The sequence below is a fragment of the Ruegeria sp. BHSB064 genome, from assembly GCF_059613205.1.
The window spans coordinates 1-24,402 of sequence record NZ_JBXWSB010000070.1 but is presented as its reverse complement, the minus strand read 5'-3'; the positions used below and the strand labels follow the sequence as shown (position 1 = coordinate 24,402).

General features: G+C 55.9%; 38 protein-coding genes. 20 read left to right on the top strand and 18 right to left on the bottom strand.

What is annotated here, in order from left to right; genetic code table 11:
- The 8 genes from AC2FNU_RS15965 to rplO all read right to left on the bottom strand — a co-directional run.
- Positions 1-916 (bottom strand): DUF3300 domain-containing protein (locus AC2FNU_RS15965; RefSeq protein ID WP_496790293.1); only part of this gene is annotated, 916 nt, incomplete at its 3' end.
- A gap of 134 nt (positions 917-1,050) precedes the next feature.
- Positions 1,051-1,473, bottom strand: coding sequence for a 50S ribosomal protein L17 (gene rplQ / locus AC2FNU_RS15960; RefSeq protein WP_170387757.1), 423 nt, complete (start codon positions 1,471-1,473; stop codon positions 1,051-1,053).
- A 180-nt stretch (positions 1,474-1,653) separates the two neighbouring features.
- Entirely contained in the window at positions 1,654-2,670 is a 1,017-nt protein-coding gene (locus AC2FNU_RS15955) for a DNA-directed RNA polymerase subunit alpha (RefSeq protein ID WP_050605850.1), read from the bottom strand.
- 114 nt (positions 2,671-2,784) lie between these two features.
- Positions 2,785-3,174, bottom strand: a complete 390-nt coding sequence (gene rpsK / locus AC2FNU_RS15950; protein ID WP_008757289.1) for a 30S ribosomal protein S11 — start codon at positions 3,172-3,174, stop codon at positions 2,785-2,787.
- A 15-nt stretch (positions 3,175-3,189) separates the two neighbouring features.
- Positions 3,190-3,558: a 30S ribosomal protein S13 gene (rpsM, locus tag AC2FNU_RS15945; protein ID WP_170332212.1), complete on the bottom strand. Its 369-nt coding sequence runs from the start codon at positions 3,556-3,558 to the stop codon at positions 3,190-3,192.
- A 201-nt stretch (positions 3,559-3,759) separates the two neighbouring features.
- Positions 3,760-4,335: an adenylate kinase gene (locus AC2FNU_RS15940; protein WP_496790292.1), complete on the bottom strand. Its 576-nt coding sequence runs from the start codon at positions 4,333-4,335 to the stop codon at positions 3,760-3,762.
- Positions 4,332-5,696, bottom strand: a complete 1,365-nt coding sequence (secY, locus tag AC2FNU_RS15935; RefSeq protein WP_496790291.1) for a preprotein translocase subunit SecY — start codon at positions 5,694-5,696, stop codon at positions 4,332-4,334. The genes AC2FNU_RS15940 and secY overlap by 4 nt, the downstream gene beginning before the upstream one ends.
- 109 nt (positions 5,697-5,805) lie before the next feature.
- Complete coding sequence (rplO, locus tag AC2FNU_RS15930; protein ID WP_480801759.1) at positions 5,806-6,279, bottom strand: 50S ribosomal protein L15; 474 nt, start codon at positions 6,277-6,279, stop codon at positions 5,806-5,808.
- A gap of 317 nt (positions 6,280-6,596) precedes the next feature.
- Between rplO and AC2FNU_RS15925 the strand changes: the two genes are divergently transcribed.
- Positions 6,597-7,631: a fatty acid desaturase gene (locus AC2FNU_RS15925; protein ID WP_496790290.1), complete on the top strand. Its 1,035-nt coding sequence runs from the start codon at positions 6,597-6,599 to the stop codon at positions 7,629-7,631.
- 341 nt (positions 7,632-7,972) lie between these two features.
- Here AC2FNU_RS15925 and AC2FNU_RS15920 read toward each other — a convergent pair whose 3' ends face one another.
- Both AC2FNU_RS15920 and AC2FNU_RS15915 read right to left on the bottom strand, forming a co-directional pair.
- A complete protein-coding gene (locus tag AC2FNU_RS15920) occupies positions 7,973-8,503 on the bottom strand; it encodes a hypothetical protein (RefSeq protein ID WP_496790289.1) in 531 nt (176 codons plus the stop codon).
- A 1-nt stretch (position 8,504) separates the two neighbouring features.
- Positions 8,505-9,257: a phage minor head protein gene (locus AC2FNU_RS15915; RefSeq protein WP_496790288.1), complete on the bottom strand. Its 753-nt coding sequence runs from the start codon at positions 9,255-9,257 to the stop codon at positions 8,505-8,507.
- Between the two features lie 289 nt (positions 9,258-9,546).
- On the opposite strand from AC2FNU_RS15915, the gene rplB reads away from it, so the two are divergent.
- The 6 genes from rplB (at position 9,547) to AC2FNU_RS15885 (ending at position 13,043) form a co-directional block, all read left to right on the top strand.
- Positions 9,547-10,389, top strand: a complete 843-nt coding sequence (gene rplB / locus AC2FNU_RS15910; protein ID WP_008757664.1) for a 50S ribosomal protein L2 — start codon at positions 9,547-9,549, stop codon at positions 10,387-10,389.
- 3 nt (positions 10,390-10,392) lie between these two features.
- Positions 10,393-10,671 carry a 30S ribosomal protein S19 gene (gene rpsS, locus AC2FNU_RS15905; protein ID WP_005980699.1) on the top strand — a complete coding sequence of 93 codons (279 nt, stop codon included), beginning with the start codon at positions 10,393-10,395 and terminating at the stop codon, positions 10,669-10,671.
- A 3-nt stretch (positions 10,672-10,674) separates the two neighbouring features.
- A complete protein-coding gene (rplV, locus tag AC2FNU_RS15900; protein WP_039538267.1) occupies positions 10,675-11,055 on the top strand; it encodes a 50S ribosomal protein L22 in 381 nt (126 codons plus the stop codon).
- The gene (gene rpsC / locus AC2FNU_RS15895) at positions 11,055-11,762 is read left to right on the top strand and encodes a 30S ribosomal protein S3 (protein WP_171091997.1); all 708 of its coding nucleotides are present in this window, start codon (positions 11,055-11,057) and stop codon (positions 11,760-11,762) included. The genes rplV and rpsC overlap by 1 nt, the downstream gene beginning before the upstream one ends.
- Positions 11,763-11,774: 12 nt before the next feature.
- The gene (rplP, locus tag AC2FNU_RS15890; protein ID WP_117872242.1) at positions 11,775-12,188 is read left to right on the top strand and encodes a 50S ribosomal protein L16; all 414 of its coding nucleotides are present in this window, start codon (positions 11,775-11,777) and stop codon (positions 12,186-12,188) included.
- Between the two features lie 234 nt (positions 12,189-12,422).
- Entirely contained in the window at positions 12,423-13,043 is a 621-nt protein-coding gene (locus tag AC2FNU_RS15885) for a 2OG-Fe(II) oxygenase family protein (protein WP_496790287.1), read from the top strand.
- Positions 13,044-13,128: 85 nt separating this feature from the next.
- On the opposite strand, the gene AC2FNU_RS15880 is transcribed toward AC2FNU_RS15885, so the two are convergent.
- Complete coding sequence (locus tag AC2FNU_RS15880) at positions 13,129-13,563, bottom strand: hypothetical protein (protein WP_496790286.1); 435 nt, start codon at positions 13,561-13,563, stop codon at positions 13,129-13,131.
- Positions 13,564-14,455: 892 nt separating this feature from the next.
- Between AC2FNU_RS15880 and rpmC the strand changes: the two genes are divergently transcribed.
- From rpmC to AC2FNU_RS15815, 13 genes are all read left to right on the top strand, one after another.
- The gene (gene rpmC / locus AC2FNU_RS15875; protein ID WP_010437082.1) at positions 14,456-14,662 is read left to right on the top strand and encodes a 50S ribosomal protein L29; all 207 of its coding nucleotides are present in this window, start codon (positions 14,456-14,458) and stop codon (positions 14,660-14,662) included.
- 4 nt (positions 14,663-14,666) lie between these two features.
- The gene (rpsQ, locus tag AC2FNU_RS15870) at positions 14,667-14,897 is read left to right on the top strand and encodes a 30S ribosomal protein S17 (protein WP_171092001.1); all 231 of its coding nucleotides are present in this window, start codon (positions 14,667-14,669) and stop codon (positions 14,895-14,897) included.
- 75 nt (positions 14,898-14,972) lie between these two features.
- On the top strand, positions 14,973-15,341 hold the full coding sequence (rplN, locus tag AC2FNU_RS15865) for a 50S ribosomal protein L14 (RefSeq protein WP_008757934.1): 369 nt from the start codon (positions 14,973-14,975) through the stop codon (positions 15,339-15,341).
- A 2-nt stretch (positions 15,342-15,343) separates the two neighbouring features.
- On the top strand, positions 15,344-15,655 hold the full coding sequence (rplX, locus tag AC2FNU_RS15860) for a 50S ribosomal protein L24 (protein WP_171092002.1): 312 nt from the start codon (positions 15,344-15,346) through the stop codon (positions 15,653-15,655).
- Positions 15,648-16,208, top strand: coding sequence for a 50S ribosomal protein L5 (rplE, locus tag AC2FNU_RS15855; RefSeq protein WP_496790285.1), 561 nt, complete (start codon positions 15,648-15,650; stop codon positions 16,206-16,208). The genes rplX and rplE overlap by 8 nt, the downstream gene beginning before the upstream one ends.
- A 19-nt stretch (positions 16,209-16,227) precedes the next feature.
- Complete coding sequence (gene rpsN / locus AC2FNU_RS15850; RefSeq protein WP_068340744.1) at positions 16,228-16,533, top strand: 30S ribosomal protein S14; 306 nt, start codon at positions 16,228-16,230, stop codon at positions 16,531-16,533.
- Positions 16,534-16,546: 13 nt separating this feature from the next.
- Positions 16,547-16,939, top strand: coding sequence for a 30S ribosomal protein S8 (rpsH, locus tag AC2FNU_RS15845; protein ID WP_068340741.1), 393 nt, complete (start codon positions 16,547-16,549; stop codon positions 16,937-16,939).
- Positions 16,940-16,950: 11 nt separating this feature from the next.
- A complete protein-coding gene (gene rplF, locus AC2FNU_RS15840) occupies positions 16,951-17,484 on the top strand; it encodes a 50S ribosomal protein L6 (protein WP_155148689.1) in 534 nt (177 codons plus the stop codon).
- A gap of 11 nt (positions 17,485-17,495) precedes the next feature.
- Positions 17,496-17,855, top strand: a complete 360-nt coding sequence (gene rplR / locus AC2FNU_RS15835; protein ID WP_039523386.1) for a 50S ribosomal protein L18 — start codon at positions 17,496-17,498, stop codon at positions 17,853-17,855.
- Between the two features lie 116 nt (positions 17,856-17,971).
- Positions 17,972-18,550, top strand: a complete 579-nt coding sequence (rpsE, locus tag AC2FNU_RS15830) for a 30S ribosomal protein S5 (RefSeq protein ID WP_039523389.1) — start codon at positions 17,972-17,974, stop codon at positions 18,548-18,550.
- A gap of 12 nt (positions 18,551-18,562) precedes the next feature.
- Positions 18,563-18,751, top strand: coding sequence for a 50S ribosomal protein L30 (gene rpmD, locus AC2FNU_RS15825; RefSeq protein WP_050605831.1), 189 nt, complete (start codon positions 18,563-18,565; stop codon positions 18,749-18,751).
- Positions 18,752-18,869: 118 nt separating this feature from the next.
- Positions 18,870-19,253, top strand: a complete 384-nt coding sequence (locus AC2FNU_RS15820) for a hypothetical protein (RefSeq protein ID WP_496790284.1) — start codon at positions 18,870-18,872, stop codon at positions 19,251-19,253.
- A 307-nt stretch (positions 19,254-19,560) separates the two neighbouring features.
- Positions 19,561-19,773, top strand: a complete 213-nt coding sequence (locus AC2FNU_RS15815; protein WP_496790283.1) for a DUF1127 domain-containing protein — start codon at positions 19,561-19,563, stop codon at positions 19,771-19,773.
- Between the two features lie 213 nt (positions 19,774-19,986).
- On the opposite strand, the gene AC2FNU_RS15810 is transcribed toward AC2FNU_RS15815, so the two are convergent.
- From AC2FNU_RS15810 to AC2FNU_RS15780, 7 genes are all read right to left on the bottom strand, one after another.
- Positions 19,987-20,619 carry a hypothetical protein gene (locus AC2FNU_RS15810; RefSeq protein WP_496790282.1) on the bottom strand — a complete coding sequence of 211 codons (633 nt, stop codon included), beginning with the start codon at positions 20,617-20,619 and terminating at the stop codon, positions 19,987-19,989.
- Complete coding sequence (locus AC2FNU_RS15805; protein WP_008757532.1) at positions 20,616-20,912, bottom strand: 50S ribosomal protein L23; 297 nt, start codon at positions 20,910-20,912, stop codon at positions 20,616-20,618. The genes AC2FNU_RS15810 and AC2FNU_RS15805 overlap by 4 nt, the downstream gene beginning before the upstream one ends.
- Complete coding sequence (gene rplD, locus AC2FNU_RS15800) at positions 20,909-21,526, bottom strand: 50S ribosomal protein L4 (protein WP_155148664.1); 618 nt, start codon at positions 21,524-21,526, stop codon at positions 20,909-20,911. Before rplD ends, AC2FNU_RS15805 begins: the two co-directional genes overlap by 4 nt.
- Complete coding sequence (rplC, locus tag AC2FNU_RS15795; protein WP_170334115.1) at positions 21,523-22,248, bottom strand: 50S ribosomal protein L3; 726 nt, start codon at positions 22,246-22,248, stop codon at positions 21,523-21,525. Before rplC ends, rplD begins: the two co-directional genes overlap by 4 nt.
- A gap of 18 nt (positions 22,249-22,266) precedes the next feature.
- Positions 22,267-22,581, bottom strand: coding sequence for a 30S ribosomal protein S10 (gene rpsJ, locus AC2FNU_RS15790; protein WP_008756422.1), 315 nt, complete (start codon positions 22,579-22,581; stop codon positions 22,267-22,269).
- 193 nt (positions 22,582-22,774) lie between these two features.
- Positions 22,775-24,130 (bottom strand): tetratricopeptide repeat protein, encoded by a 1,356-nt coding sequence (locus AC2FNU_RS15785; protein ID WP_496790281.1) that lies wholly within the window; start codon positions 24,128-24,130, stop codon positions 22,775-22,777.
- A 161-nt stretch (positions 24,131-24,291) separates the two neighbouring features.
- Positions 24,292-24,402, bottom strand: a 111-nt coding sequence (locus tag AC2FNU_RS15780) for an EF-Tu C-terminal domain-related protein (RefSeq protein WP_480428719.1), incomplete at its 5' end; no start/stop codon positions are given.

Sequence of the window (24,402 nt, the reverse complement as noted above, 5' to 3'; positions counted from 1 at the left end):
GTTCATCTGTGCGGCCATTTGGTCGGTCAACGGGCAATGTTCCGGCACCGCCACCAGTGCGTTTATGATCGGCGATTTTGTTCCGCGCCTGTTGCTGGCGGTTCGTATCCGGCTTCCATTCAACATCTGCGCGATTGATGTTGTTGCCGATATGGACGTTTCCATCGACGTCTATGTCGATGTTTGGGTTTCTGTAGATTGGGCCACCGCCCCATCCGCCACAGTTTCTGCACCCCCAATAATCATACCAATCATCGTCATCGTCGAAAATCTCGTCAATCAGCGCCACAGCCCCAAAGGTCAGCAGTGCAGCGCCCACAACATCGCCCGTTGATGGCCCCGTATACACCGTCGCGGGATCGTATTGCGGAACATAAACGGTTTCCGTGTTGGTCGGTGTGATGACGACGGTCTCATCCTCTTCGACTTCGACCGTTTGTTCCGGGCCGGACACCAAAGCACCACTGTCGATTGCCTGATCCCGCATCACCTGGACGGCATCCATGACGTCATCAGACTGGGCCAACATCGCTGTTCCCATCGTTTCGGTCCAGTCAACATGCGTCGCCATTTGCCCTACGACCTCGGGGAATGCGGTTGCAAGAACGCTGACGGACGGGTCCCAGCCCATGGCCTCGATTTCAGGTTCAAGCTCAGCCGGGTCTCGGTCTGCGTTGTCGATCAAAAAGCGCTCGGCCTTCACAATCTCCAGCGGCTGCGTGGAGGCAACGAGTATCTGGATGAGCAAAGTATCCGGATACAAGGCAACCGGCGCGACCAGCGTCTGAAGCTCTGCGTCGGTCAGAAGGTCAGTCGTTTCTTGCGACGCCGCCTCGGTCGCTTCATCCGCGTTTTCCTGCGCGAAAAGCGCTGTGCTTGCACAAAACAGAGGCGCAAAAATCAGATATCTAAACATATTGCGATCCTTCAATTTCTTTGAGGATCGCCCAAGTTCATGATTCTGGCAACAAAACTTGGATTTTGCGCCACGACAATAAGAAAACCCCCACGTCAGGGACGCGGGGGCCAAAATCAGAAAGCCGGGCTTTCTTATTCTTCGTCTGCGGCCTCTTCGGCGGCAACGCGGGCTTTGTCAGCCGCGCCTTTGGCGTCGATGTCACGATCAACGAATTCAATGATCGCCATCGGGGCCATGTCGCCATAGCGGAAACCGGCTTTCAGGATGCGGACGTAACCGCCCTGACGCTCGGCGTAGCGGGGGCCCAGAACTTCGAACAGCTTCGCGACGTCTTTGTCTTCTTTCAGCTGTGCTGCGGCCTGACGGCGGGCGTGCAGGTCGCCGCGCTTGCCCAGAGTGACCAGCTTTTCGATGATCGGGCGCAGTTCTTTTGCCTTGGGCAGAGTTGTCTTGATTTGCTCATGCTCGATGAGCGAGCCAGCCATGTTCGCAAACAGCGCCTTGCGGTGCTCATGAGTACGGTTCAGGCGGCGGTAACCACGTGCGTGACGCATTTTCTAGTTCCTTCTTTCGCGTTTTGCTTTGTCTGGCCGGCGATGCGTGTCACCGGCTCTCCTTGGGGCGGAAGTGCCCATTTGGTCCCCGGCAGCCCGGGCATTTGTTTGCCGTGTGGCGGGCTGAAGCCCGCCCTACGATTTGGTCCGAAGCAGGCCGGGCTTCAGCCCGGCACAGCCTTAAAAGGCGTCTTCGAATTTCTTGGCCAGATCTTCGATGTTGTCGGGCGGCCAGTCCTCGACATCCATGCCGAGGTGCAGACCCATACCGGACAGCACTTCTTTGATCTCGTTCAGCGACTTGCGGCCGAAGTTCGGGGTGCGCAGCATCTCGGCTTCGGTCTTCTGGATCAGATCGCCAATGTAAACGATGTTGTCGTTCTTCAGGCAGTTTGCCGAACGGACCGACAGTTCCAGCTCGTCCACTTTCTTCAGCAGCAGCGGGTTGAACTCCAGACCATCGTCCTCGTCCTGACGGCTCGCCGATTCCGGCTCGTCGAAGTTGACGAAGATCGACAGCTGATCCTGCAGAATGCGAGCAGCAAAGGCCAACGCGTCTTCCGGCGTAATCGAGCCATCGGTTTCGATCTTCAGGGTCAGCTTGTCATAGTCCAGAACTTGACCTTCACGGGTCGGCTGAACGTCATAAGCGACCTTTTTGACCGGCGAATAGATCGCGTCGATCGGGATCAGGCCGATAGGTGCATCCTCGGGCTTGTTCTTTTCAGCCGAGACATAGCCTTTGCCGGTGTTGACGGTCAGCTCCATGAACAGATCGGCGCCATCGTCCAGATGGCAGATGACGTGATCGCGGTTCAGAACCTCGATGCCAGCGCTTTCGCTGATGTCACCAGCGGTGACAATGGCCGGGCCTTTGGCATTGATCGATAGGCGCTTGGGGCCTTCGACTTCCATGCGCAGGGCAACCTGCTTGAGGTTCAGAATGATGTCAGTGACGTCTTCACGAACGCCCGCGACCGAGGAAAACTCGTGCAGGACGTTGTCGATCTGAACGCTGGTGATGGCCGCACCTTGCAGCGAGCTCATCAGTACACGGCGCAGGGCGTTGCCCAGGGTCAGACCAAAGCCACGCTCCAGCGGTTCTGCAACCAAGGTCGCCTGACGTGCCGGATCGTTGCCCGGCTTGGCTTCCAGCTGGGTCGGCTTGATCAATTCTGCCCAATTCTTGTGGATCATGTAATCCCTCCATTCCTGTCCGCGCCCCATGACCAACAAGGTGCAGACGCCCGAGGTTCAAAATGACGTGCTGGGGCCGTGCAAAAACACAGCCCCAGCTCAATTCAAAATCGCTTAGACGCGGCGGCGCTTCGGCGGGCGGCAGCCGTTGTGAGCAATCGGGGTCACGTCGCGGATCGACGTGATGTTGAAGCCCACTGCAGCCAGCGCGCGCAGAGCCGATTCACGGCCCGAACCGGGGCCCTGAACTTCGACTTCCAGCGTCTTGACGCCATGTTCCTGCGCCTTTTTGCCTGCATCTTCTGCAGCCATCTGAGCGGCGTAGGGGGTCGATTTCCGCGATCCCTTGAAGCCCATGGTACCGGCGGACGACCACGAAATGGCGTTGCCCTGTACATCCGAGATCAGGATCTTGGTGTTGTTGAAGGTCGAGTTCACATGGGCAACGCCCGATGCGATGTTCTTACGCTCTTTGCGCTTAACGCGAGTCTTATCACGTGCCATCAGTCAGACCCTCCCTTATTTCTTCTTACCAGCGATGGCCTTTGCGGGGCCTTTGCGGGTACGAGCGTTGGTGTGGGTGCGCTGACCGCGAACCGGCAGGTTGCGGCGGTGACGCAGACCGCGATAGCAACCGAGGTCCATCAGGCGCTTGACGTTCATCTGAACTTCACGACGCAGGTCACCTTCGACGGTGAAGTTTTCGTCGATGTATTCGCGGATTTTCAGAACTTCGGCGTCGGACAGTTCGTTGACGCGACGGGTCGCTTCAATGCCTACGGCTTCGCAGATCGCTTTGGCCGAGGTGTTGCCGATTCCGGTGATATATGTGAGGGCGATTGGTACCCGCTTGGCAGTCGGGATGTTTACGCCGGCAATACGTGCCACGTGTCACTTTCCTTTTCGTTGCGGTTCCGTAACTCCAGAACCTTTTTTCACAACGCTTAACCGTGGCAGTGTGGCCAGAGGGTTCAGCATTATTCGAGGTGGTCGGGGCATTTGGGACGAATCCCGCATGCGGTCTTGATTCCCTAAAGGGATGGGGGTCGATATGGGCTTTTGGAAGGGGCGTCAAGCCCCAACCTGAAGTCAGCCCAAAATCGCCTCGATCGAGGCCCTGACTTCCTCGATGCTGGCCAAACCATTGACCGGGCGCAAATCGCCTTTCGCGTGGTAGTACCCGATCAGCGGAGCCGTCTTTTTGTAGTACTCCATCAGGCGAATACGAACGCTTTCTTCGTTGTCGTCTGCACGCACGGGCTTGCCTGCAGCACGCGCCTCTTCAGCGCGACCCACGATGCGTTGAACAAGCACGTCATCTTCGACGCGCATCTCAATCACCGTGTGCAGCGACTGCCCCAGCTTGGTAAGCAGCGCGGCCAGAGCATCCGCCTGGGCCAGCGTGCGCGGGAAGCCATCAAAGATAAAGCCAGCACCTTTCTCGGTCATCAGCTTTTCTTCAATCAGGCCGATCACGATCTCATCAGTGACCAGCTTGCCCGAGTCCATGATCTCGGCAACCTTCTGGCCCATCTCTGTTCCGCTGGTTTTGGCTTCGCGCAACATGTCGCCAGTGCTCAGCTGAATCATGCCGCGGGTTTCAACCAGGTGCTGTGCCTGCGTACCTTTGCCTGCCCCCGGGGGGCCCAGAAGTATGATGTTCATCGACGAGCCGTTCCCTTTTTGCCGCGTTTCTTGCTTTTGCCGCGCAATTGGGACTTTTCGATCAGCCCTTCATATTGATGCGCCAGCAAGTGGCTCTGGACCTGTTGGATCGTATCCATGGTCACCGAGACGATAATCAGCACAGACGTACCGCCGAAATAGAACGGGATGGCATACTGGTTCCGCAGGATTTCCGGCAACAGGCAGACTGCAGCCAAATAGGCAGAGCCAAGAACCAACACGCGGTTGACCACGTACTCAAGGTACTCGGCGGTTTTCTTTCCGGGGCGAATACCGGGTACAAAACCGTTCTGCTTTTTCAGGTTGTCCGCCACGTCATCGGGCTTGAAGGCCACGTTGAACGTGTAAAAGTAAGCGAAGAACACGATCATTGTGGCGAAGAACAGCAGGTAGAGCGGCTGCCCAGGGCCGAAGTTGGCCAACAGCCACGACATCACCGGGCCATTGGTAGCCCCTGACGAGAAGGTCGAGATCGTCACGGGCAACAGCAGCAGCGAGCTGGCGAAAATCGCAGGGATCACGCCCGACGGGTTGACCTTGACGGGCAGGTGGCTCGAACCGCCTTCGTAGACTTTCATTCCAGCCTGACGGCGCGGGTATTGAATGTGGATCTTTCGCAGAGCGCGCTCCATGAATACCACAAAGGTGATCACAGCAATGACCATCACGATCACGCCCACGATCACAGCAGGGCTGATCGCGCCACTGCGGCCGCTGGCAAAAAACTGCGCCAGCGCGGCTGGAACTTCGGCGATGATGCCAACGAAGATGATCAATGAGATGCCGTTTCCGATGCCGCGTGCGGTGATCTGCTCACCCAGCCACATCAGGAACATGGTACCACCAACCAGCGTGATCATCGTCGACATGCGGAAGAACATGCCCGGATCTGTTGCCAGATCGCCCGATTCCAGCGAAACGGCCAGACCATAAGCCTGCACAGTAGCCAGCGCCACGGTGCCAAAACGGGTGTACTGGTTGATTTTCTTACGGCCCTGCTCGCCCTCTTTCTTGAGTTGCTCAAGCGCGGGAACCATGGATGTCAGCAGTTGCACGATGATCGAGGCCGAAATGTAAGGCATGATACCCAGGGCAAAGATACCCATCCGCCCCAACGCCCCGCCGGTAAACATCGAAACCATGCCGCCGATGCCCTGCCCCGCCTGCTCCATGAATTCGCGCAGCGCTTGCCCGTCAATGCCCGGCACCGGAATGAAGGTGCCCAGACGATAGACGATCAGCAAACCCAGCGTGAACAGGATGCGGTTGCGCAGATCGGTGGCTTTGCCCAAAGCAGCCCAGCTTGTATTGGCTGCCATTTGTTCTGCTGCTGATACCATAAATCGGTCTCTCTTATGCAAACGCCGCCCGGAACCGTTTTCCGGCTCGGACGGCGTCTTGGAAAACTCTGAGGTCTATGTAAGCGGGTCTTGGCCCGCTCACAAGCGATTACTCTGCCGCAGCAGCTTTTGTGACCGTCAGTGAACCGCCCGCTTTTTCAACTGCCTCAACGGCAGACTTCGAAGCACCGGTTACTTCCAGGTTCACTTTGGCGCTGATTTCGCCTTTGGCCAGAACGCGGATACCGTCCAGCTTGCGGCGCACCAGACCAGACGCAACCAGAGCGTCTTCGGTGATCGCGGCCGAAGCGTCCAGTTTGCCGGCTTCGACAAATTTCTGGATCAGACCCAGGTTGACAACGGCGAATGCCTTGCGGTTCGGCTTGCTGAAGCCACGCTTGGGCAGACGCTGGTACAATGGCATCTGACCGCCTTCGTAGCCGTTGATGGCCACACCCGAGCGGGATTTCTGGCCTTTAATACCACGGCCACCCATTTTACCTTTGCCGGAACCCGGACCACGGCCAACGCGAGTGCGTTTCGGTGCGGCGCCAGGATTGTCGCGCAATTCGTTCAGTTTCATTTCGCTTCTCCTAAGCCGGATATGACCCCGAAGCGTGATGGGCCAAACACGGCATTTCTTGGTTTTGATTCTCATGGCGGAAAGCCACCGCAGGCGTATAGGCCCGATGGCTGGGCTTGGCAAGCCTGTAGATTGTCGTCTGACCTGCGGTGCTGCCGCACGCTCCTGCCTGAGATTTCTAAATGATACCTAAATGACGGCCTCACTGCTTTCTGACTGTAACTTGAGCACGAATTGCAGCGATTTTGACAGAAACCTCTTGTCATACCGGGGTGGTAGTCTATCCGGGCCCGAGCAAACACTGGACTGGCAGGCGTATGACCGAACCCTCTATCTCGCTTGGGGCAAAGCCCGAGAGCACAACCGCACGTGACTGGGTAACAACGCTTGCCAAATATCGCGAACCGGACCAACTGCGTAGTACGTTCGAGCTGGGCATCAGCATTGTCCCCTTCTTCGCGCTTTGGACTTTGTCCTGGATGTCGCTGTCGGTCAGCTATTGGCTGGCCTTTGCGATTTCCGTGCTTAATGCGGCCTTTCTGCTGCGCCTGTTTGCCATCCAGCATGATTGCGGACACGGCGCGTTCTTCAAAAACCGGGCCGTCAGCGACTGGGTCGGGCGCGGGATCGGCGTTCTGACCCTGACACCTTATGATGTCTGGCGTCGCACGCATTCCACGCATCACAACAGCTCGGGCAACCTGGGCAAGCGCGGGATGGGCGACATCCACACCCTGACCGTGGCTGAATATCAGGCCAAAACCCCGATGAACCAGTTCTGGTATCGGGTGTACCGAAACCCGATCACCCTGTTCGTGTTTGGCCCCGGCTATCTGTTTCTATTTCAGAACCGACTTCCGCTGGGGCTGACCGACAGCGTCAGGTTCTGGGTCAGCGCCATGGCCACGAATGTCGCCATTCTGGCCATATTACTGACCGTCTATTATTTTGGCGGGGTGATGCCGATGCTGCTGATCTTCCTGCCCTCAACCCTGATTGCCGCAGCGGCCGGAGTATGGCTGTTCTACGTGCAGCACCAGTTCGAGGACACACATTGGGAGTCGGATGAGAACTGGCAGCTGCACGAAGCGGCGCTGCACGGAAGCTCTCATTATATATTGCCGTCGGTGTTGCAGTGGTTCACGGCCAATATCGGCATCCACCACGTGCATCACCTGTACAGCCGCATTCCGTTCTATCGCCTGCCCGAAGTGCTGCGCGATCATGATGAGCTGGCCAACAGCAACCGGATGACCATCCGCGAAAGCCTCGCCAACGCGCGGCTGCATCTGTGGGATGAGCAAAGCCGTCGCCTGCTGTCCTTCGCCGAAGCCCGCGCTTTGTATGGGTGAGGGGCAACCCGTCCCAGATCCCGCCCATCCGTACAGTGCGATGAGCCGCGCCAGAGACTGCCCGTGGGATGGCGCTGAAACGGCTGATCAGGGCGCTTTATGGTGCCAACTACATCCGAGTTCATAGCGAGGCGCAAACGTCCCTAAAGCGCCAGCCCGCCGGGACGGGCAGTTGCTGGCGCGGCGGCCTTCGGCCTTGTCCCGCGCTTGGGTGAACAGCTGGGAAAACACGTGAACCCTAAAGGAAGGCTACAGCATCGACCTGCCCACAGGCTTTGATCGAACCCGTTTTTGGTGAGAGAGATAAAAACCCCTGCGAAAGCGGGTTTTTTTGTTCGTGTTTACCAGATGACCAAAGGCACTGGGCAGGAAGACGCTTGGTACCCGGGGTCATTCTTAAGTGCGTAAAGCACACCTAGAACGTTGGTGTTGTTTAACCGTTCCCCTTGTTCAAGCCATTCTCCGGCTTCGCCGATTATGTCAGAGTATAAAGCCCGGTTCTCGGAGCGGGTAATGAGGCCGACATCCGGTTGGAAAACAAGGCCGGTCGCTGAGCCCTGACGCTCATCGATATCGACCCAAAAAACAGTTGTTTTTGAGAAAAGGAGTCTCTCATCGTTGCCGACGGACAAAATTTGAAAGTCTGGGTCCCGAACAACCGGAACTGGAGTTCCAAACGGCCGAGAGAGGTCAAACAGAGCCTGAAAAGAGACAATCACGCCGTTAGGCAAGCGTACACAAGATCCATATTCTTCGATACGCTGTCGCAGAAACAGAGCCGAATATGCCAGCACTAGAATGATAAAAAACGCACTGAGTGTCAGAAGGACGTATCTTGCACCTGTAGCCAACCGTGTGATGATTGTACTCACATTAGCCATCGAAACGAATCCAGCTTTTGTTTCTGTCCGCAACGATTGTGCCTGACATTCGCGCTGACCAGCTATCTAAGATTGGATATGGGGTGCCTCCCGGCAGTTCAATTCCTATATCCAATGGATCGGCAAACTCGTCGACAAGTTCAAATTCGCAATCACCACTTATGCGAAGGGTACCGTTCTTCTGAAAAATGACTTGACCCCTTGCTTCCCCTTCGATTGTCGTTTGTCCAATACTGAATACAATGTGCTGCATCTGATAGATATTCCTGAACGGATAGGAAAATTGACCAGATGTTTGTATACGAGCGGCATCTGCGATTTGGCCAACCAGTCGATTGGAGACGGTGCCCCAATATTCGTTAACGACTTTTTGGAGGTGGCCAATATCTCGCACCCTGACGGATACCCCGTTGCCGTTCCGATAGTGATTGATGAAATCGCGGTTGGTCCATTGTCTTCCAGTGTCGGTCACACCTATCATTTGTACATTCAGCGATTCACTTACAGCTGGAACATATGGTTCAGCTTTGCACCGACATCCAAATCCTTCACCGGGATGACCAGTAGAGGGCGGGTTACCCCAAGCAAAAACCTTACCATCCTGGGCGACATGAGATGATCGCACTTTGTTGTCGCCGCGGGTTCGCCAGATATAGAATCCCGTCGATTTGTCCTGTTTAAGCGCAAGCTCAATTGGTGTGCCTTTTCTCAGGTAGGCATCGAAGGCTTTCTGGTCGATGATCATTGCATGTGTCCCGGCGAAAGTTTGCCAAGAAATTGTGAGTGGTTGGTTAAGAAACCTGAAACAGTGAGGGCAATGCGCTTTTTGCTCGGTTAACCAAAATAGGCGCTCCACCCTATAGACACCCACCCTCAACACTGCTAAACGCACCCAATCTTGCGGCCTCGGATTCGTTCCGGGGCCTCTGATATTTGTAACCGGGGACCTTCGGGGCCCTATACCCTTGGCACCTACGGGGGCCTATCACATAGCAGGGAAATCCCCTGCACTTGCTAAACGGAAGACAGAAAGCATGGCACTCAAGTCGTACAAGCCGACGACGCCGGGCCAGCGCGGGCTGGTGCTGATCGACCGTTCGGAGCTTTGGAAAGGACGTCCGGTCAAGTCTCTCACTGAGGGTTTGACCAAATCGGGCGGCCGGAACAACACCGGACGGATCACTTCACGCCGCCGCGGCGGTGGCGCAAAGCGTCTCTACCGGATCGTTGACTTCAAACGAAACAAATTTGATGTCGCGGCAACCGTCGAGCGGATCGAATATGACCCGAACCGGACCGCATTCATCGCACTGGTAAAATACGAAGACGGCGAGCAGGCATATATCCTGGCTCCGCAGCGTCTGGCTGTTGGTGACAAAGTCGTGGCATCCGCCAAGGCCGACATCAAGCCAGGCAACGCAATGCCGTTCTCGGGCATGCCCATCGGTACCATCGTCCACAACATCGAGATGAAGCCTGGCAAAGGCGGTCAGATCGCGCGTGCGGCCGGTACTTACGCTCAGTTCGTTGGTCGCGATGGCGGCTACGCTCAGATCCGTCTGAGCTCGGGCGAGCTGCGCATGGTCCGTCAGGAATGCATGGCCACCGTCGGTGCCGTGTCCAACCCCGACAACAGCAACCAAAACCTCGGTAAAGCCGGTCGCATGCGCCACAAGGGCGTTCGTCCGTCGGTTCGTGGTGTTGCAATGAACCCGATCGATCACCCGCACGGTGGTGGTGAAGGTCGTACCTCGGGTGGCCGTACGCCGGTTACGCCGTGGGGTAAGGACACCAAGGGTAAGCGTACCCGCAACAAGAACAAAGCGTCCCAGAAGCTGATCATCCGCTCGCGGCACGCCAAGAAGAAGGGACGTTAATCTATGTCTCGCTCTGTTTGGAAGGGTCCTTTCGTCGATGCTTACGTGCTGAAAAAAGCCGAAGCAGCGCGCGAGTCGGGCCGCAACGAAGTCATCAAAATCTGGTCGCGTCGTTCCACCATTCTGCCCCAGTTCGTGGGTCTGACCTTTGGTGTGTACAACGGCCAGAAGCACATTCCCGTCAACGTCTCGGAAGACATGATCGGTCAGAAGTTCGGTGAATACTCGCCGACCCGTACCTATTATGGCCACGCCGCAGACAAAAAAGCGAAGCGGAAGTAAGTCATGGGCAAGGAAAAGAACCCCCGCCGCGTGGCTGAAAACGAAGCAATGGCGAAAACGCGCATGCTTCGCACCAGCCCGCAGAAACTGAACCTGGTTGCGCAAATGATCCGCGGCAAGAAAGTTGAGAAGGCTCTGACCGACTTGACTTTCTCGAACAAGCGTGTCGCGCAGGACGTCAAGAAGTGCCTGCAATCCGCAATCGCGAATGCCGAAAACAACCACAACCTGGACGTTGACGAGCTGATCGTCGCCGAAGCATGGGTTGGCAAGAACCTGGTCATGAAGCGCGGTCGTCCGCGTGCCCGTGGCCGTTTCGGCAAGATCATGAAGCCGTTCTCGGAGATCACCATCAAGGTGCGTCAAGTTGAGGAGCAAGCCTAATGGGACATAAAGTCAATCCGATCGGCATGCGCCTTCAGGTCAACCGCACCTGGGACAGCCGCTGGTACGCTGATACCAAGGACTACGGTGATCTTCTGCTGGAAGACATCAAGATCCGCGAGTTCATCAACAAAGAGTGCAAGCAGGCCGGTGTTGCACGTGTGATCATCGAACGTCCGCACAAGAAGTGCCGCGTCACGATCCACACCGCACGTCCGGGTGTCATCATCGGCAAGAAAGGTGCGGACATCGAAGTTCTGCGCAAGAAGCTGGCCAAGATGACCGACAGCGAACTGCACCTGAACATCGTCGAAGTGCGCAAGCCGGAACTCGACGGTCAACTGGTTGCCGAGTCGATCGCTCAGCAGCTGGAACGCCGTGTCTCGTTCCGCCGCGCGATGAAGCGTGCTGTTCAGAACGCCATGCGCATGGGCGCCCTGGGTATCCGGGTGAACGTCGCCGGTCGTCTGGGTGGTGCCGAAATCGCACGGACCGAGTGGTACCGCGAAGGCCGCGTGCCTCTGCACACCCTGCGTGCCGACATCGATTACGCACATGCCGAAGCGATGACCCCCTACGGGATCATCGGGATCAAGGTCTGGATCTTCAAAGGTGAGATCATGGAGCACGATCCGCAGGCACGTGACCGTAAAGCACAGGAACTCCAGGATGGTCCGGCACCTCGCGGTGCAGGCGGCCGTCGCTAAGGGGGAATTGAGATGCTTCAACCAAAGCGTACAAAATTCCGCAAGATGCACAAAGGCCGGATCAAGGGCGAAGCCAAAGGCGGCTCTGATCTGAACTTTGGCACTTACGGACTGAAAGCTCTGCAGCCTGAACGCGTCACCGCGCGTCAGATCGAAGCTGCACGTCGTGCCATGACCCGTCACATGAAACGTCAGGGTCGTGTCTGGATCCGTATCTTCCCCGACACTCCGGTCACTGCAAAGCCGATCGAAGTTCGTATGGGTAAAGGTAAGGGTTCGGTGGACCGCTGGGTTTGCAAGGTCAAACCCGGTCGCGTGATGTTCGAGATCGACGGCGTCAATGACGACATCGCCCGCGAGGCCCTGCGCTTGGCCGCGATGAAGCTGCCGATCAAGACCCGCGTCGTGGTTCGCGAAGACTGGTAAGCGATTTGGGGGCAACCCCGGTCGTGACAAGATTGACCCCCGTCGAGAAATCGGCGGGGGTTTTATTTTGGGGGCGCTGCCCCCGCCGCGGCAAGCCGCGCCTCCCCCGAGGTATTTTTAGCCAGATGAAAAATGGAGCCCTGCTTCATCTGGCTGAAAATATCTCGGAGCGCGAGGAAGAGCCTCGCAATTCCACCATCGCCTTCCCCGCATCACTGGTCTAAGAGAGGGCGCATGGCACAGATTGAATCACTCTTCGTTACCCGTCTCTACCGCGCCGCTTTGTCCGAGTTCGATCCCAAGATCGATGCGGGCGAGTTGGAAAGTTCCTGTCTTGTCATCGCCGAGGATGATGAGGCCGGGCAGGAATGGTGCGAAGAGAACGGCTATCCCGGCTATACCAGCTATGCTTCGCTGACCGATCTGCCCTGGCGGTTCCCGATCTTTGCCGATCTGGTGAAAGCGCTGGATCAACACGTGGCGGCCTTCGCCAAAGATCTGGAGTTCGATCTTGGCGAAGGAGAACTGAAACTCGAAGACCTTTGGATCAACATCTTGCCCGAAGGCGGAATACACTCCAGCCACCTGCATCCGCACAGCGTGATCTCGGGCACGACCTATGTTGCTATGCCCGAAGGGACGAGCGCGCTGAAGCTGGAAGACCCCCGCTCGGGCCGCATGATGGCCGCGCCGACACGGCTGAAAGGCGGGCGACGGGATTTACAGCCGTTCATCTACATGGAGCCGAATGTAGGCGACGTCCTGTTATGGGAAAGCTGGCTGCGCCATGAGGTGCCGATGAACATGGCCGAGGACGAGCGGATTTCGGTGAGTTTTAACTATAAATGGGAATGAGTCACTATCCTCGTAACAGCAATCGCTCCAGTGGAGCGATTGAAGGGCGAATGGCAGGAGCCCTGCGATCAGTGGCGCAGTTTGGTTATTTTGCGCTGACCCGTGCACGGAACTTGGGGAACCCGATACAGTTCCCGTTGACCGTTCCGGACCTGTAAGCGCCATTTTTGAATTTGAGATCGAACTTCATGACACTTCCCGACGAACAACTATCCTTTTTTGAAATAACCGCGTCGAACTGAAGACGGTCATCGGTGATCTTTCGAATTTTGATACCTTCGGGGGTGATCCCGTGTGCGGCAAGAACCTGCGGCGTGTTGTTGTTAACGGCAATGTCCATCTGCCAAGGGCGATTGGAATTGATGGTCAGTGTCCATTTTCCGTCCGGGGCTGCCGAAGCGGTGGTCGCCATGGTCCACGCGATACAAACAAAGAGTGCAAATTTCAGTTTTTTCATCTCATCACCAAAAAATTTACTATCAACTAAACCGCTCGTTGCCTGACATGATTGTGTTGCCAATCAACTCTAATCCTCAAAAACTTTCAGCCTAAGGGCAAGCTCACAAAGTCTGACAACCCGACAAGCTTGGTCGGCCACCGCCGGACGACGAAGCTCCGATTAAAGACGTAAGTGTGCTGTTCCCGACCCCGAAGTCTTGGGTCGAGTTAGATCTAATCGTGAACTCTGATGACGTAATGCCTGCATGATTGATGCGGAACCTGCGCGGTTCTGACGACGAGTTTCGCACAGTGTAGAGATTCCCCTGACCGCGGGCCGCCTCAACAGGACCGTACGATACGATGCGCATTGTCGAACAGTCTCCGACGGTTGACGCAAGCTGGCTGCTACATGAAAGCCCGCGCTTTCGACGTTCTGCATCAAGCAACGGAACAGCCTCGTTAATTTTCTTGGAGAATGCATATCGTCCACAAAAGTCGCTGTTGGACAATTGAGCTACATCTTGCTGAGACAATTGGGCTGTCGGGACGCCACAGGCGGAAACTGCGACAACCAGGGTAAGTAGAGAACCGCGCAAAACACGTTTTCTAATTTCAACAAAGTACATAACCAGACACCCTAACACTCAAACATAACAACACTAATGACTGTAATAATGCTACGAATTGAAACATTCACCGTCAACTCTAGGGTCAAAGCTGGCACCTAGACGTTTAAACCCGATAACTTTGTTGAATCATTATGGCCGACAAAACGTGTGCCATTCAGCAGACATCTTCGTATTTGTTGCCTCCAAACTTTCCCTTGCCACCCATCCCCTAAACCCTTATACGGCGGCATCCTGCAAGTCCCCCGGCCGAGTCGGGGGATTCGCATGTCTATCATTCATCCACCAGGTCCAAGGTGACCCTGCAAGGGGGCCTTCTGGTGTTTTGAGCAAAGGAAAAAGGCGATGAACGCCCAAGAACTGCGTGACAAAACCCCGGACCAGCTCCGCGAGGAACTGGCCAACCTGAAGAAAGAAAGCTTTAACCTGCGCTTTCAACAGGCAACCGGTCAGCTGGAAAATACAGCTGGTATCAAAGCGGCCCGCCGCAATGCTGCCCGCGTCAAAACCATTCTGAACGAAAAGGCCGCTGCCGCGGCATCGGAGGAGTAATCCTATGCCCAAGCGTATCCTGTCCGGAATCGTAACCAGCGACGCCAATGAGCAGACCGTGACTGTTTCGGTTGAACGCCGTTTCAAGCACCCGCTGCTGCAGAAAACCGTTCGTAAGTCCAAGAAATACCGGGCTCACGACGAAAAGAACGCCTTCAAGGTCGGCGACACCGTACGCATCATCGAATGCGCGCCGAAATCGAAGACGAAACGTTGGGAAGTTCTGGAAGCGTAAGCTTCCGGGATTTTTTATTTGTCGAAACCCTGGGGGATCTAATTAGACCAGCCCCCACAGGTCGGGAGAAACCACATGATCCAGATGCAGACCAATCTGGATGTTGCTGACAACTCCGGCGCACGCCGAGTTCAGTGCATCAAGGTCCTGGGTGGTTCCAAGCGTAAATACGCCTCCGTCGGCGACATCATTGTCGTCTCGGTGAAGGAAGCCATCCCGCGCGGCCGCGTAAAGAAAGGTGACGTCCGTAAGGCCGTTGTCGTACGCACCGCCAAAGAAGTCCGTCGCGAAGACGGCACCGCGATCCGTTTTGATCGCAACGCCGCCGTCATCCTGAACAACAACAACGAGCCCGTCGGTACCCGTATCTTTGGCCCCGTTGTTCGCGAACTGCGCGGCAAGAACTTCATGAAAATCATCTCGCTGGCTCCGGAGGTGCTGTAATCATGGCTGCTAAACTCCGCAAAGGCGACAAGGTCGTCGTGCTGGCCGGCAAGGACAAGGGCAAAGAGGGAACCATTTCCTCGGTTGACCCGAAGGCCGGTAAAGCTGTTGTCGATGGCATCAACATCGCCATCCGCCACACCCGTCAGTCGCAAACCTCGCAAGGTGGTCGCCTGCCTCAGGCAAACCCGATCGAGCTGTCGAACCTAGCGCTGCTGGACAAGAACGGCAAAGCAACCCGCGTTGGCTTCCGCATGGAAGGTGACAAGAAGGTCCGCTTCGCCAAGACCACAGGGGACGTGATCGATGCTTGATAACGCAACCTACACCCCGCGTCTGAAAGCTCAGTACGTTGAAACCATCCGTGCCGCTCTGAAAGAAGAGTTCGGCTACAAGAACGACATGCAGCTGCCCAAGCTGGAAAAAATCGTTCTGAACATCGGTTGTGGTGCTGAGGCGGTCAAAGACTCGAAGAAAGCAAAAGCTGCTGTCGAGGATCTGACTGCAATTGCTGGTCAACAGGCCGTTGCAACCAAGGCGAAGAAGTCGATCGCGGGTTTCCGCGTCCGTGAAGACATGCCGCTGGGTGCGAAAGTGACCCTGCGCGGCGACCGGATGTACGAATTCCTGGATCGTCTGATCACCATCGCGCTGCCGCGCGTTCGTGACTTCCGCGGTGTGAAGCCGTCTTTCGATGGTCGTGGCAACTTTGCCATGGGCATGAAAGAGCACATCGTGTTCCCGGAAATCGACTTCGACAAGGTCGACGAGGTCTGGGGCCTGGACATCGTAATTGCCACCACAGCGAAAACCGACGCTGAAGCAAAGGCACTGTTGAAAGCTTTCAACATGCCGTTCAACGCGTAAGCGCCGGGAGGATTGAGACATGGCTAAAAAAGCAATGATCGAACGCGAGAAGAAGCGCGAACGCCTGGTGGCCAAATATGCCGCAAAGCGTGCCGAGCTGAAAGAAATCGCGAATGACGAGAGCCGCCCGATGGAAGAGCGCTTTAAGGCGCGTCTGAAACTGGCGAAACTGCCGCGCAACAGCTCGGCTACCCGTCTGCACAACCGTTGTCAGCTGACCGGTCGTCCCCACGCTTACTACCGTAAGCTGAAGGTCAGCCGTATCGCGCTGCGCGAGCTGGGTTCTGCTGGTCAGATCCCCGGCATGGTGAAATCGAGCTGGTAAGGGAGACATAGATATGAATGATCCTATCGGCGATATGCTCACCCGTATCCGCAACGCGCAAATGCGCGGCAAGTCCACCGTTTCCACCCCGGCTTCCAAGCTGCGCGGTTGGGTACTGGACGTGCTGGCGGACGAAGGCTACATCCGTGGCTATGAAAAGACGACCGGTGAAAACGGTCATCCGGCCATCGAAATCAGCCTGAAATACTACGAAGGCACCCCTGTTATTCGCGAGCTGAAGCGGGTCTCAAAACCCGGTCGCCGCGTGTACATGGGCGTCAATGACATCCCGCAGGTCCGTCAGGGTCTGGGCGTGTCGATTGTCAGCACTCCGAAAGGTGTGATGTCGGACGCAAACGCTCGCTCCAACAATGTTGGCGGCGAAGTGCTCTGCACCGTCTTCTAAGGAGGTCTGCAATGTCTCGTATTGGTAAAAAACCGGTCGAGCTGCCCAGCGGCGTTACTGCCTCTGTGTCCGGCCAGACCATTGAAGTCAAAGGTCCGAAAGGCACCCGCAGCTTCACCGCCACCGACGACGTGACGCTGTCGGTTGAAGACAACGTGGTCAAGATCGACCCCCGTGGCATGTCCAAGCGTGCCCGCCAGCAGTGGGGCATGAGCCGCACCATGGTTGCCAACCTGGTAACCGGTGTGACCCAGGGCTTCAAAAAAGAGCTGGAGATCCAGGGTGTTGGTTACCGGGCTCAGATGCAGGGCAACACCCTGAAGCTGAACCTGGGCTACAGCCACGATGTTGATTTCACTGCCCCGGAAGGTGTCACCATCACCGCACCGAAGCAGACCGAAATCGTTGTGGAAGGTATCGACCAGCAGCTGGTTGGCGAAACTGCGGCCAAAATCCGCGAGTGGCGCCGTCCCGAGCCGTACAAAGGCAAGGGCATCCGCTATAAGGGCGAGTTCATCTTCCGCAAGGAAGGCAAGAAGAAATAAGGACGCAAACAATGGCAAACAGCAAAAGAACCCTGTTTCTGAAGCGCCGCCTGCGCGTTCGGAACAAACTTCGCAAAGTCAACGCCGGCCGCGTACGCCTGTCGGTTCACCGTTCGAACAAGAACATCAGCGTTCAGCTGATCGACGACGTTCGTGGCGTGACCCTGGCCTCGGCCTCGACCCTGGAAAAAGATCTGGGTGTTGTTGGCAAGAACAATGTCGAAGCGGCCACCAAAGTGGGCGCGGCCATCGCCGAACGTGCCAAGAAGGCAGGCGTCGAAGAGGCTTATTTCGATCGTGGTGGCTTCCTGTTCCACGGCAAGGTGAAGGCAGTAGCCGACGCTGCGCGTGAAGGTGGTCTGAAGATCTAAGACTTGCGGGCAGCTTTACGGCTGCCCCGATGATCCGGGGGCCTCGGCAAAAGTCGGGGCTCACTTGGATTGAAGAAAACGGCGTCACAAGCGCCACATGAGAAAAGGGATGCCAAATGGCAGAACGTGAAAACCGTCGGGGCCGTGGCCGCGACCGTGAAGAAGCACCGGAATTTGCAGATCGTCTGGTCGCAATCAACCGCGTGTCGAAAACCGTAAAAGGTGGTAAGCGCTTTGGCTTCGCCGCTCTGGTGGTTGTCGGCGATCAGAAAGGCCGCGTCGGCTTTGGCAAAGGTAAAGCGAAAGAAGTACCTGAAGCCATCCGTAAGGCGACTGAACAAGCCAAGCGTCAGATGATCCGCGTGCAACTGCGCGAAGGTCGTACTCTGCACCACGACATCGAGGGCCGTCACGGCGCCGGTAAAGTGGTTATGCGCACCGCACCTGAAGGTACTGGTATCATCGCCGGTGGTCCGATGCGTGCCGTGTTCGAAATGCTGGGCGTGAAGGACGTTGTGTCCAAGTCGCTGGGCTCGCAGAACCCCTACAACATGATCCGCGCCACCATCAACGGCCTGCAGAAAGAGCAGAGCCCGCGTTCGGTTGCTGCACGTCGTGGTAAAAAAGTTGCCGACATCCTGCCCAAGCGGGACGAAGCCCCTGCGGCCGAAGCGCCTGCTGAAGCCGAAGCGTAAGGAGAGCGACCCATGGCAAAAACCATCGTCGTCAAGCAGATCGGTTCCCCGATCCGCCGCCCCGCCGAACAGCGCGCAACCCTGATCGGCCTGGGCCTGAACAAGATGCACAAAACCCGTGAGCTGGAAGATACTCCTTCGGTTCGCGGCATGATCCGTAAGATCCCGCATCTGGTAGAGATCGTCGAAGAGCGCGGCTAAGCGCAGCCTCTTTGAAGAACTAGAAACGCCTCTGACTTCGGTCAGGGGCGTTTTTTCTTGCGTTTAACTGCGTCTGACGTACCCTTTTTGATCCATTTTGATTAAAGAGTGAGAAAACATGCGACTGTTCCTATCCGCGCTTTGCGCAACAGCTATTGGTGTCACCGCACATGCAGCCTGCCCTAACAAAGCTCCAAAACTCTCGAAAAGCTATTTCTCGAATGGCGACCAGAAAGTGAATGCAGCCTGGCTGCAAAAAAACCTTGCGGGACGAAAAGTCGTTTACACCGGCAAAGATACAGAAACATATTTTGCCGACGGAACCTATTCCTACAAAAGGAATGGCCAAACATGGAAAGCAAACACATACAAATTCTACGACAACGGGATGCGTTGCATTGGATACCAAAAACCTCGGTTTGATCTTTATGTCGTGAACAACGGCAAGCTGATATTAGTAAATGAGCAAAAAGAACGATACGAGGGGAAGATTAGGAAATAGTCGACTTTTGGGCGTTTTTTACTGCTTTGTCACAAGGCGTTAGTCCCGACACACGGCCTGCGTTCAATAGTGGAGACGCCCTGACGACGGCTTCTGAGTGCTAATAACCCTCACAAAACCTTCCGAGTGTCTTACGCCATCCGTGTTGCGTTTGGATCAACCTTCGCCATACCGAAAACGCATACCGGCTAGACCGAAACCTCTGTTGTTAGCGGTAACCTTCGACCTTATCTCAGCCTTGTCCAAACAAGGAACACAAGAAGGAAACGTCAAGGAATACGCCTTGATTTGAGAAAGGAATAAGAAGATGACAACTGCTACACTTACACATTCAGGCTTGAACTTCACCGCCCGGATTGCGGACATGATCGAACGGATCAAAACCGCACGTGCGCGCGCTGCTGAATATCAGCGCACGTATTCCGAACTGCAGCGTCTGAGCAACCGCGAGCTTGATGACATCGGCATCCGCCGCTGTGACATCGCGGATATCGCACATAAGCATGTCTACTGTTCGTAATTTCGGACGGTCGGAAGCAAGTGACAAAGGCGCCATTTGGCGCCTTTTTTGTTTGGTGCATTGGCTCATAGAGCGACCGGAAGACGCGTAACAGGAGGTAGGCACTCTGAAGTCTATGATGCCTTTGTACGGAGCTAAATTCGGGCTCTACGTCGCCTTCTAACCGCAGTCCTCTGTAGTGTCGGTCTCACGAGCCCACGTCTCGCCGGTGTCCTACCCCAATGACCGCCTACGGCAGAGGGGTTCTGACTCCACTGCAATCCGCTGCTGGCGCTTGATATGGCCCAGCACCTCACGAAACGCGCGGTGCTTGGGTTTGCCTTCCAGATAATCCGCCAGTTTCAGCAGGTTGATCGGATGCTTCTTAACAAGCGCTTCGATCCGCTGTACCGCATCGTCCAATGCATAATGGTCGACGAACTGGCAAGCCACCTGCGTTGGGGTCAGCAGGCAATAGTCCTGTGCGCGCTTGTCTGTGTAGCGCGTGATATCGAAGGGCGACGCGCCAAGGGCATGGAACTTTGGAACATGTACGCGCATGTCTGCTTTGACGTGTTCCAAGACCGTACCGGAGGTCTGACGGAACCCCAGCGGGCCAAGCTTGCCGACGACGTGGCGACGCATCGCCGGCGAAATCATGTCCACGTCCGCCCGGTCGTATTTAAGATCATCGAACACCGACAAAAGCCCAAGCTTTTCATCGGCGATCTGAAAATAGGGCTCGGCGCTGAACGCCCGCATTTGATCCAGCACCTGCGCCCGCTCAATTTCAGGGTCTGAAACGAAATCGGCCCCGGCGGGTTGAACCGCCGAGGCCGTAAATAGTCGCAGTAAGCGTCGGATCAAAGACCGGTGCTCACGTCGATTGTGTTGCCCTCTTCCAGGGTCACATATGCTTTTTTGACGTCTTTCCGGCGGCCCAGCTGGCCGCGGAACCGCTTGACCTTGCCTTTGGTCACGGTGGTGTTCACCGCTTTGACCTTCACACCAAACAGCGCCTCAACGGCCTCTTTGATCTGCGGCTTGTTGCTGTCGATCGCAACTTCAAAGACAACCGCGCCGTTTTCGGACGCCATGGTCGACTTCTCGGTGATGATCGGCTTACGGATCACGTCGTAGTGTTCTGCCTTCGCGCTCATTTCAGACGAGCCTCCAGTGCTTCGACAGCCGCTTTGGTGAGCACCAGGGTGTCACGCTTGAGGATGTCATAAACATTTGCACCCATCGACGGCAGGATATCCAGACCTTCGATGTTGCGCGACGCCTTCAGGAAACCTTCGTTCACGGTCGCGCCGTCGATGACCAGAGCGCGTTTCCAGCCCAGGTTTGCAACCTGTTTGGCCAGAGCGGCGGTCTTGCCTTCGGCTTCGGCGTTCTCGATCACAACCAGTTCACCTGCTTTGGCTTTGGCCGACAGAGCGTGGCGCAGGCCAAGCTTGCGGAACTTTTTCGGCAGGTCGTGGCCGTGCGAACGAGGGGTCGGGCCCTTGTAGATACCACCCTTGCGGAAGATCGGCGCGTTGCGGTCACCATGGCGTGCGCCACCGGTGCCCTTCTGGCGATAGATCTTCTTGGTCGAGTAGCTGGTTTCCGAGCGGGTCTTGACCTTGTGGGTGCCAGCCTGCGCGTTGTTGCGCTGCCAACGGACCACACGGTGCAGGATGTCCGCACGCGGCTCGAGACCGAACAGATCGGCGTTCAGCTCGATGTCGCCGGCTTTGCCGCCGTCCAGTTTGATTACATCAAGTTTCATGCTTCACCACCTTCCGCGGGAGCTTCTTCCGCAGGTGCTTCGGTTGCAGCCGATTTCACAGCAGCCGGGAAAGGCAGGCCTTCCGGTGCTTTCTTCTTCACGGCGTCCTTGACGGTGACCCAGCCCGATTTCGGTCCGGGAACGGCGCCTTTGATGAAGACCAGACCACGGTCGGCGTCGGTTTTGACGACTTCCAGGTTCTGGGTGGTGACACGGGCAGCACCCATGTGACCGGCCATCTTCTTGCCTTTGAACACCTTGCCCGGGTCCTGACACTGACCGGTCGAACCGTGCGAACGGTGGCTGATCGAAACACCGTGCGAGGCGCGCAGACCACCGAAGTTGTGGCGCTTCATCGCACCGGCAAAGCCTTTACCGATCGAGGTGCCCGAAACGTCTACCTTCTGACCTTCCAGGAAGTGTTCTGCCGAAATCTCGGCGCCCACATCAATCAGGCCATCTTCGGAGACGCGGAACTCGGCCAGCTTGCGCTTGGGCTCGACCTTTGCAGCGGCGTAGTGACCGCGCATGGCCTTCGAGGTGCGTTTTGCCTTGGCAGCACCGGCACCCAGCTGAACGGCGGTGTAGCCGTCTTTGTCAGCGGTGCGCTGTGCAACAACCTGCAGGTTGTCCAGGTGAAGAACGGTCACAGGGATCTGCTTGCCGTCTTCCATGAACAGGCGGGTCATGCCAACTTTTTTTGCGATAATACCAGAGCGCATAATCTATACCCTCCGATCTTACGACTGCAGCTTGATCTCGACGTCCACACCAGCAGCGAGGTCGAGCTTCATCAGCGCGTCAACGGTCTGGGGGGTCGGATCAACGATGTCCAAGAGACGCTTGTGCGTGCGGATCTCGAACTGGTCGCGGGATTTCTTGTCAACGTGAGGGCCACGGAGAACCGTGAACTTCTCGATCTTGTTCGGCAGCGGGATCGGGCCGCGCACGTTCGCGCCGGTCCGCTTGGCAGTGTTGACGATCTCTTGCGTGCTGGCATCCAGAACGCGATAGTCAAATGCCTTCAGCCGAATACGGATGTTTTGGCTTTGCATATTAACAGCCTTTTATCAGGCGTTGGGGTTGAGAGGAGGACAGACGCGCATCGCCAACCCTCTTCGAACCCAAAAGGCGGGAATCACCCCGCCTTGATGTTCTTGTTGAGAACTCGCGCGTATTAGTGGGATTGGTGGGGTTTGGCAAGGGGTATTGTGTCCTTCTCAGGAAGGACCAGCTCCGAGCCTCGATCTAGTTGGATATTTTGGCTGCAATACTCGAAAGGGCCCATGAATCCTGCCGCTGATACGCTAATCCCACTGCCTCCTGGACAAAACCCTGTTCGACCAACAATTCCTCGAACGCAATCAGCCTTTCGTCGGTAATGGCTGTGCTTTCGACAGCCAATCCTCTTTCTCGTTCAAAAGTCTCGCGCGCACCGACGAGGTCTCCCAACTCGGCTTGAAGACCTCCCAGGACTCTCAACCCAGAGCTAAGATGTTGGTCTGGCAAGTGTTCGAAGAAAAGCGATAGATCATCATGTCCACCAATTATGTATGCCTCTGCCAAGGAACGGAGAACGAGTGAATAAGATCTCTCACCTTCATGTTTCTGCAAATACAGCAAAGCTTTGCTGGTTTGACCGTTTACTATATCGGCAATTGCTTGCGTTTCTCGATTGAACCTTCCCGTTACTCGCGAACTACCCCGCCTCGCACCTCCAGCGGACCACAGCAACAGCTCGACCTGTCTTTGCTTCCCTTGCAAAGCGTAGATAGTGGCAAAGTGTGAAGTGACAAATCTGAAGCGGTCAAGATCGTTGTCTTGAAGCAATTTAACCAACCTCATGGCCTCATCGATTTGACCCCCCTTTGCCAAATCACTCGCGATCCATGCGATAGCTTCTGCGCGTGTTCTGTCACTAGAAATCAACTTGGCGAGCCATTCGGCCCGCTTGAAGTCCTTGTGATGCCGTAAAAAGCGACTCTGCTCGTACCTTAGAGTATCCCTATTTTTTTCGCATTCTATCGACTCGATTAAGTTTAGGAGTTCTTCATCCTCTTCGAGGACTACGAGGCCTCGGGCAATGGAAAGGTTTCGTTCCAAAAGCTGATCAAGAATGGTTGGACTTAACAGACTTGATATTTTCTCATTTTTTCCGGTGAACACCAAATAGCCAACGGCACTGTTATCTGCATAGTTCCGGAATTCTTGATCTAGCGCAGGCAGGATCGCGAGGAGGTAATCTGCAAGCCTGTCAGAACCAATTGGCGCATCAGGCAACCAAGGCCAAAGGTGGTACTTCAACCCAACTCCAAGCATTCCGGATATTCCAGAAAGATCTTGTGATCGGTGAGGGAGTTCTTCGAAAAAGTAGTCCAGCGTTTCAATGCTGCTTGGAGATCCCAATCCTTCCTGCAAAACAGCCACTTTTAACACGTTCAACATCCAAAAGCGGTAGTTGCTTTCAGTTTCTGCCGCTGAAATTGCCAAATCAAAGACGCAGCCCTGCGTCGGTTCTCGCAAACACTGGTCCGGATTGGAACCCTGAGCGAAACTGGCATTTGCAAAAAGAAATAGGCACGTCAGCGTTGTTCGAAGAAACAAAGTACGGTTCCCAAACAAAAACACCGTGATTGAAATCAAAGTTCACAGTTCAGCCTTAATTTGTACTTTAGCAGAACCGAGCACAACAAAAAAAGGCCGCCCCAAGGGAGCGGCCTTCATTCGTTCAACGATGTGCCGGGCTGAAGCCCGGCCTACCGTGATTACTCGATGATTTTCGACACAACGCCGGCGCCGACGGTGCGGCCGCCTTCGCGGATGGCGAAGCGCAGGCCGTTTTCCATCGCGATCGGCGCGATCAGCTCAACGCCGAA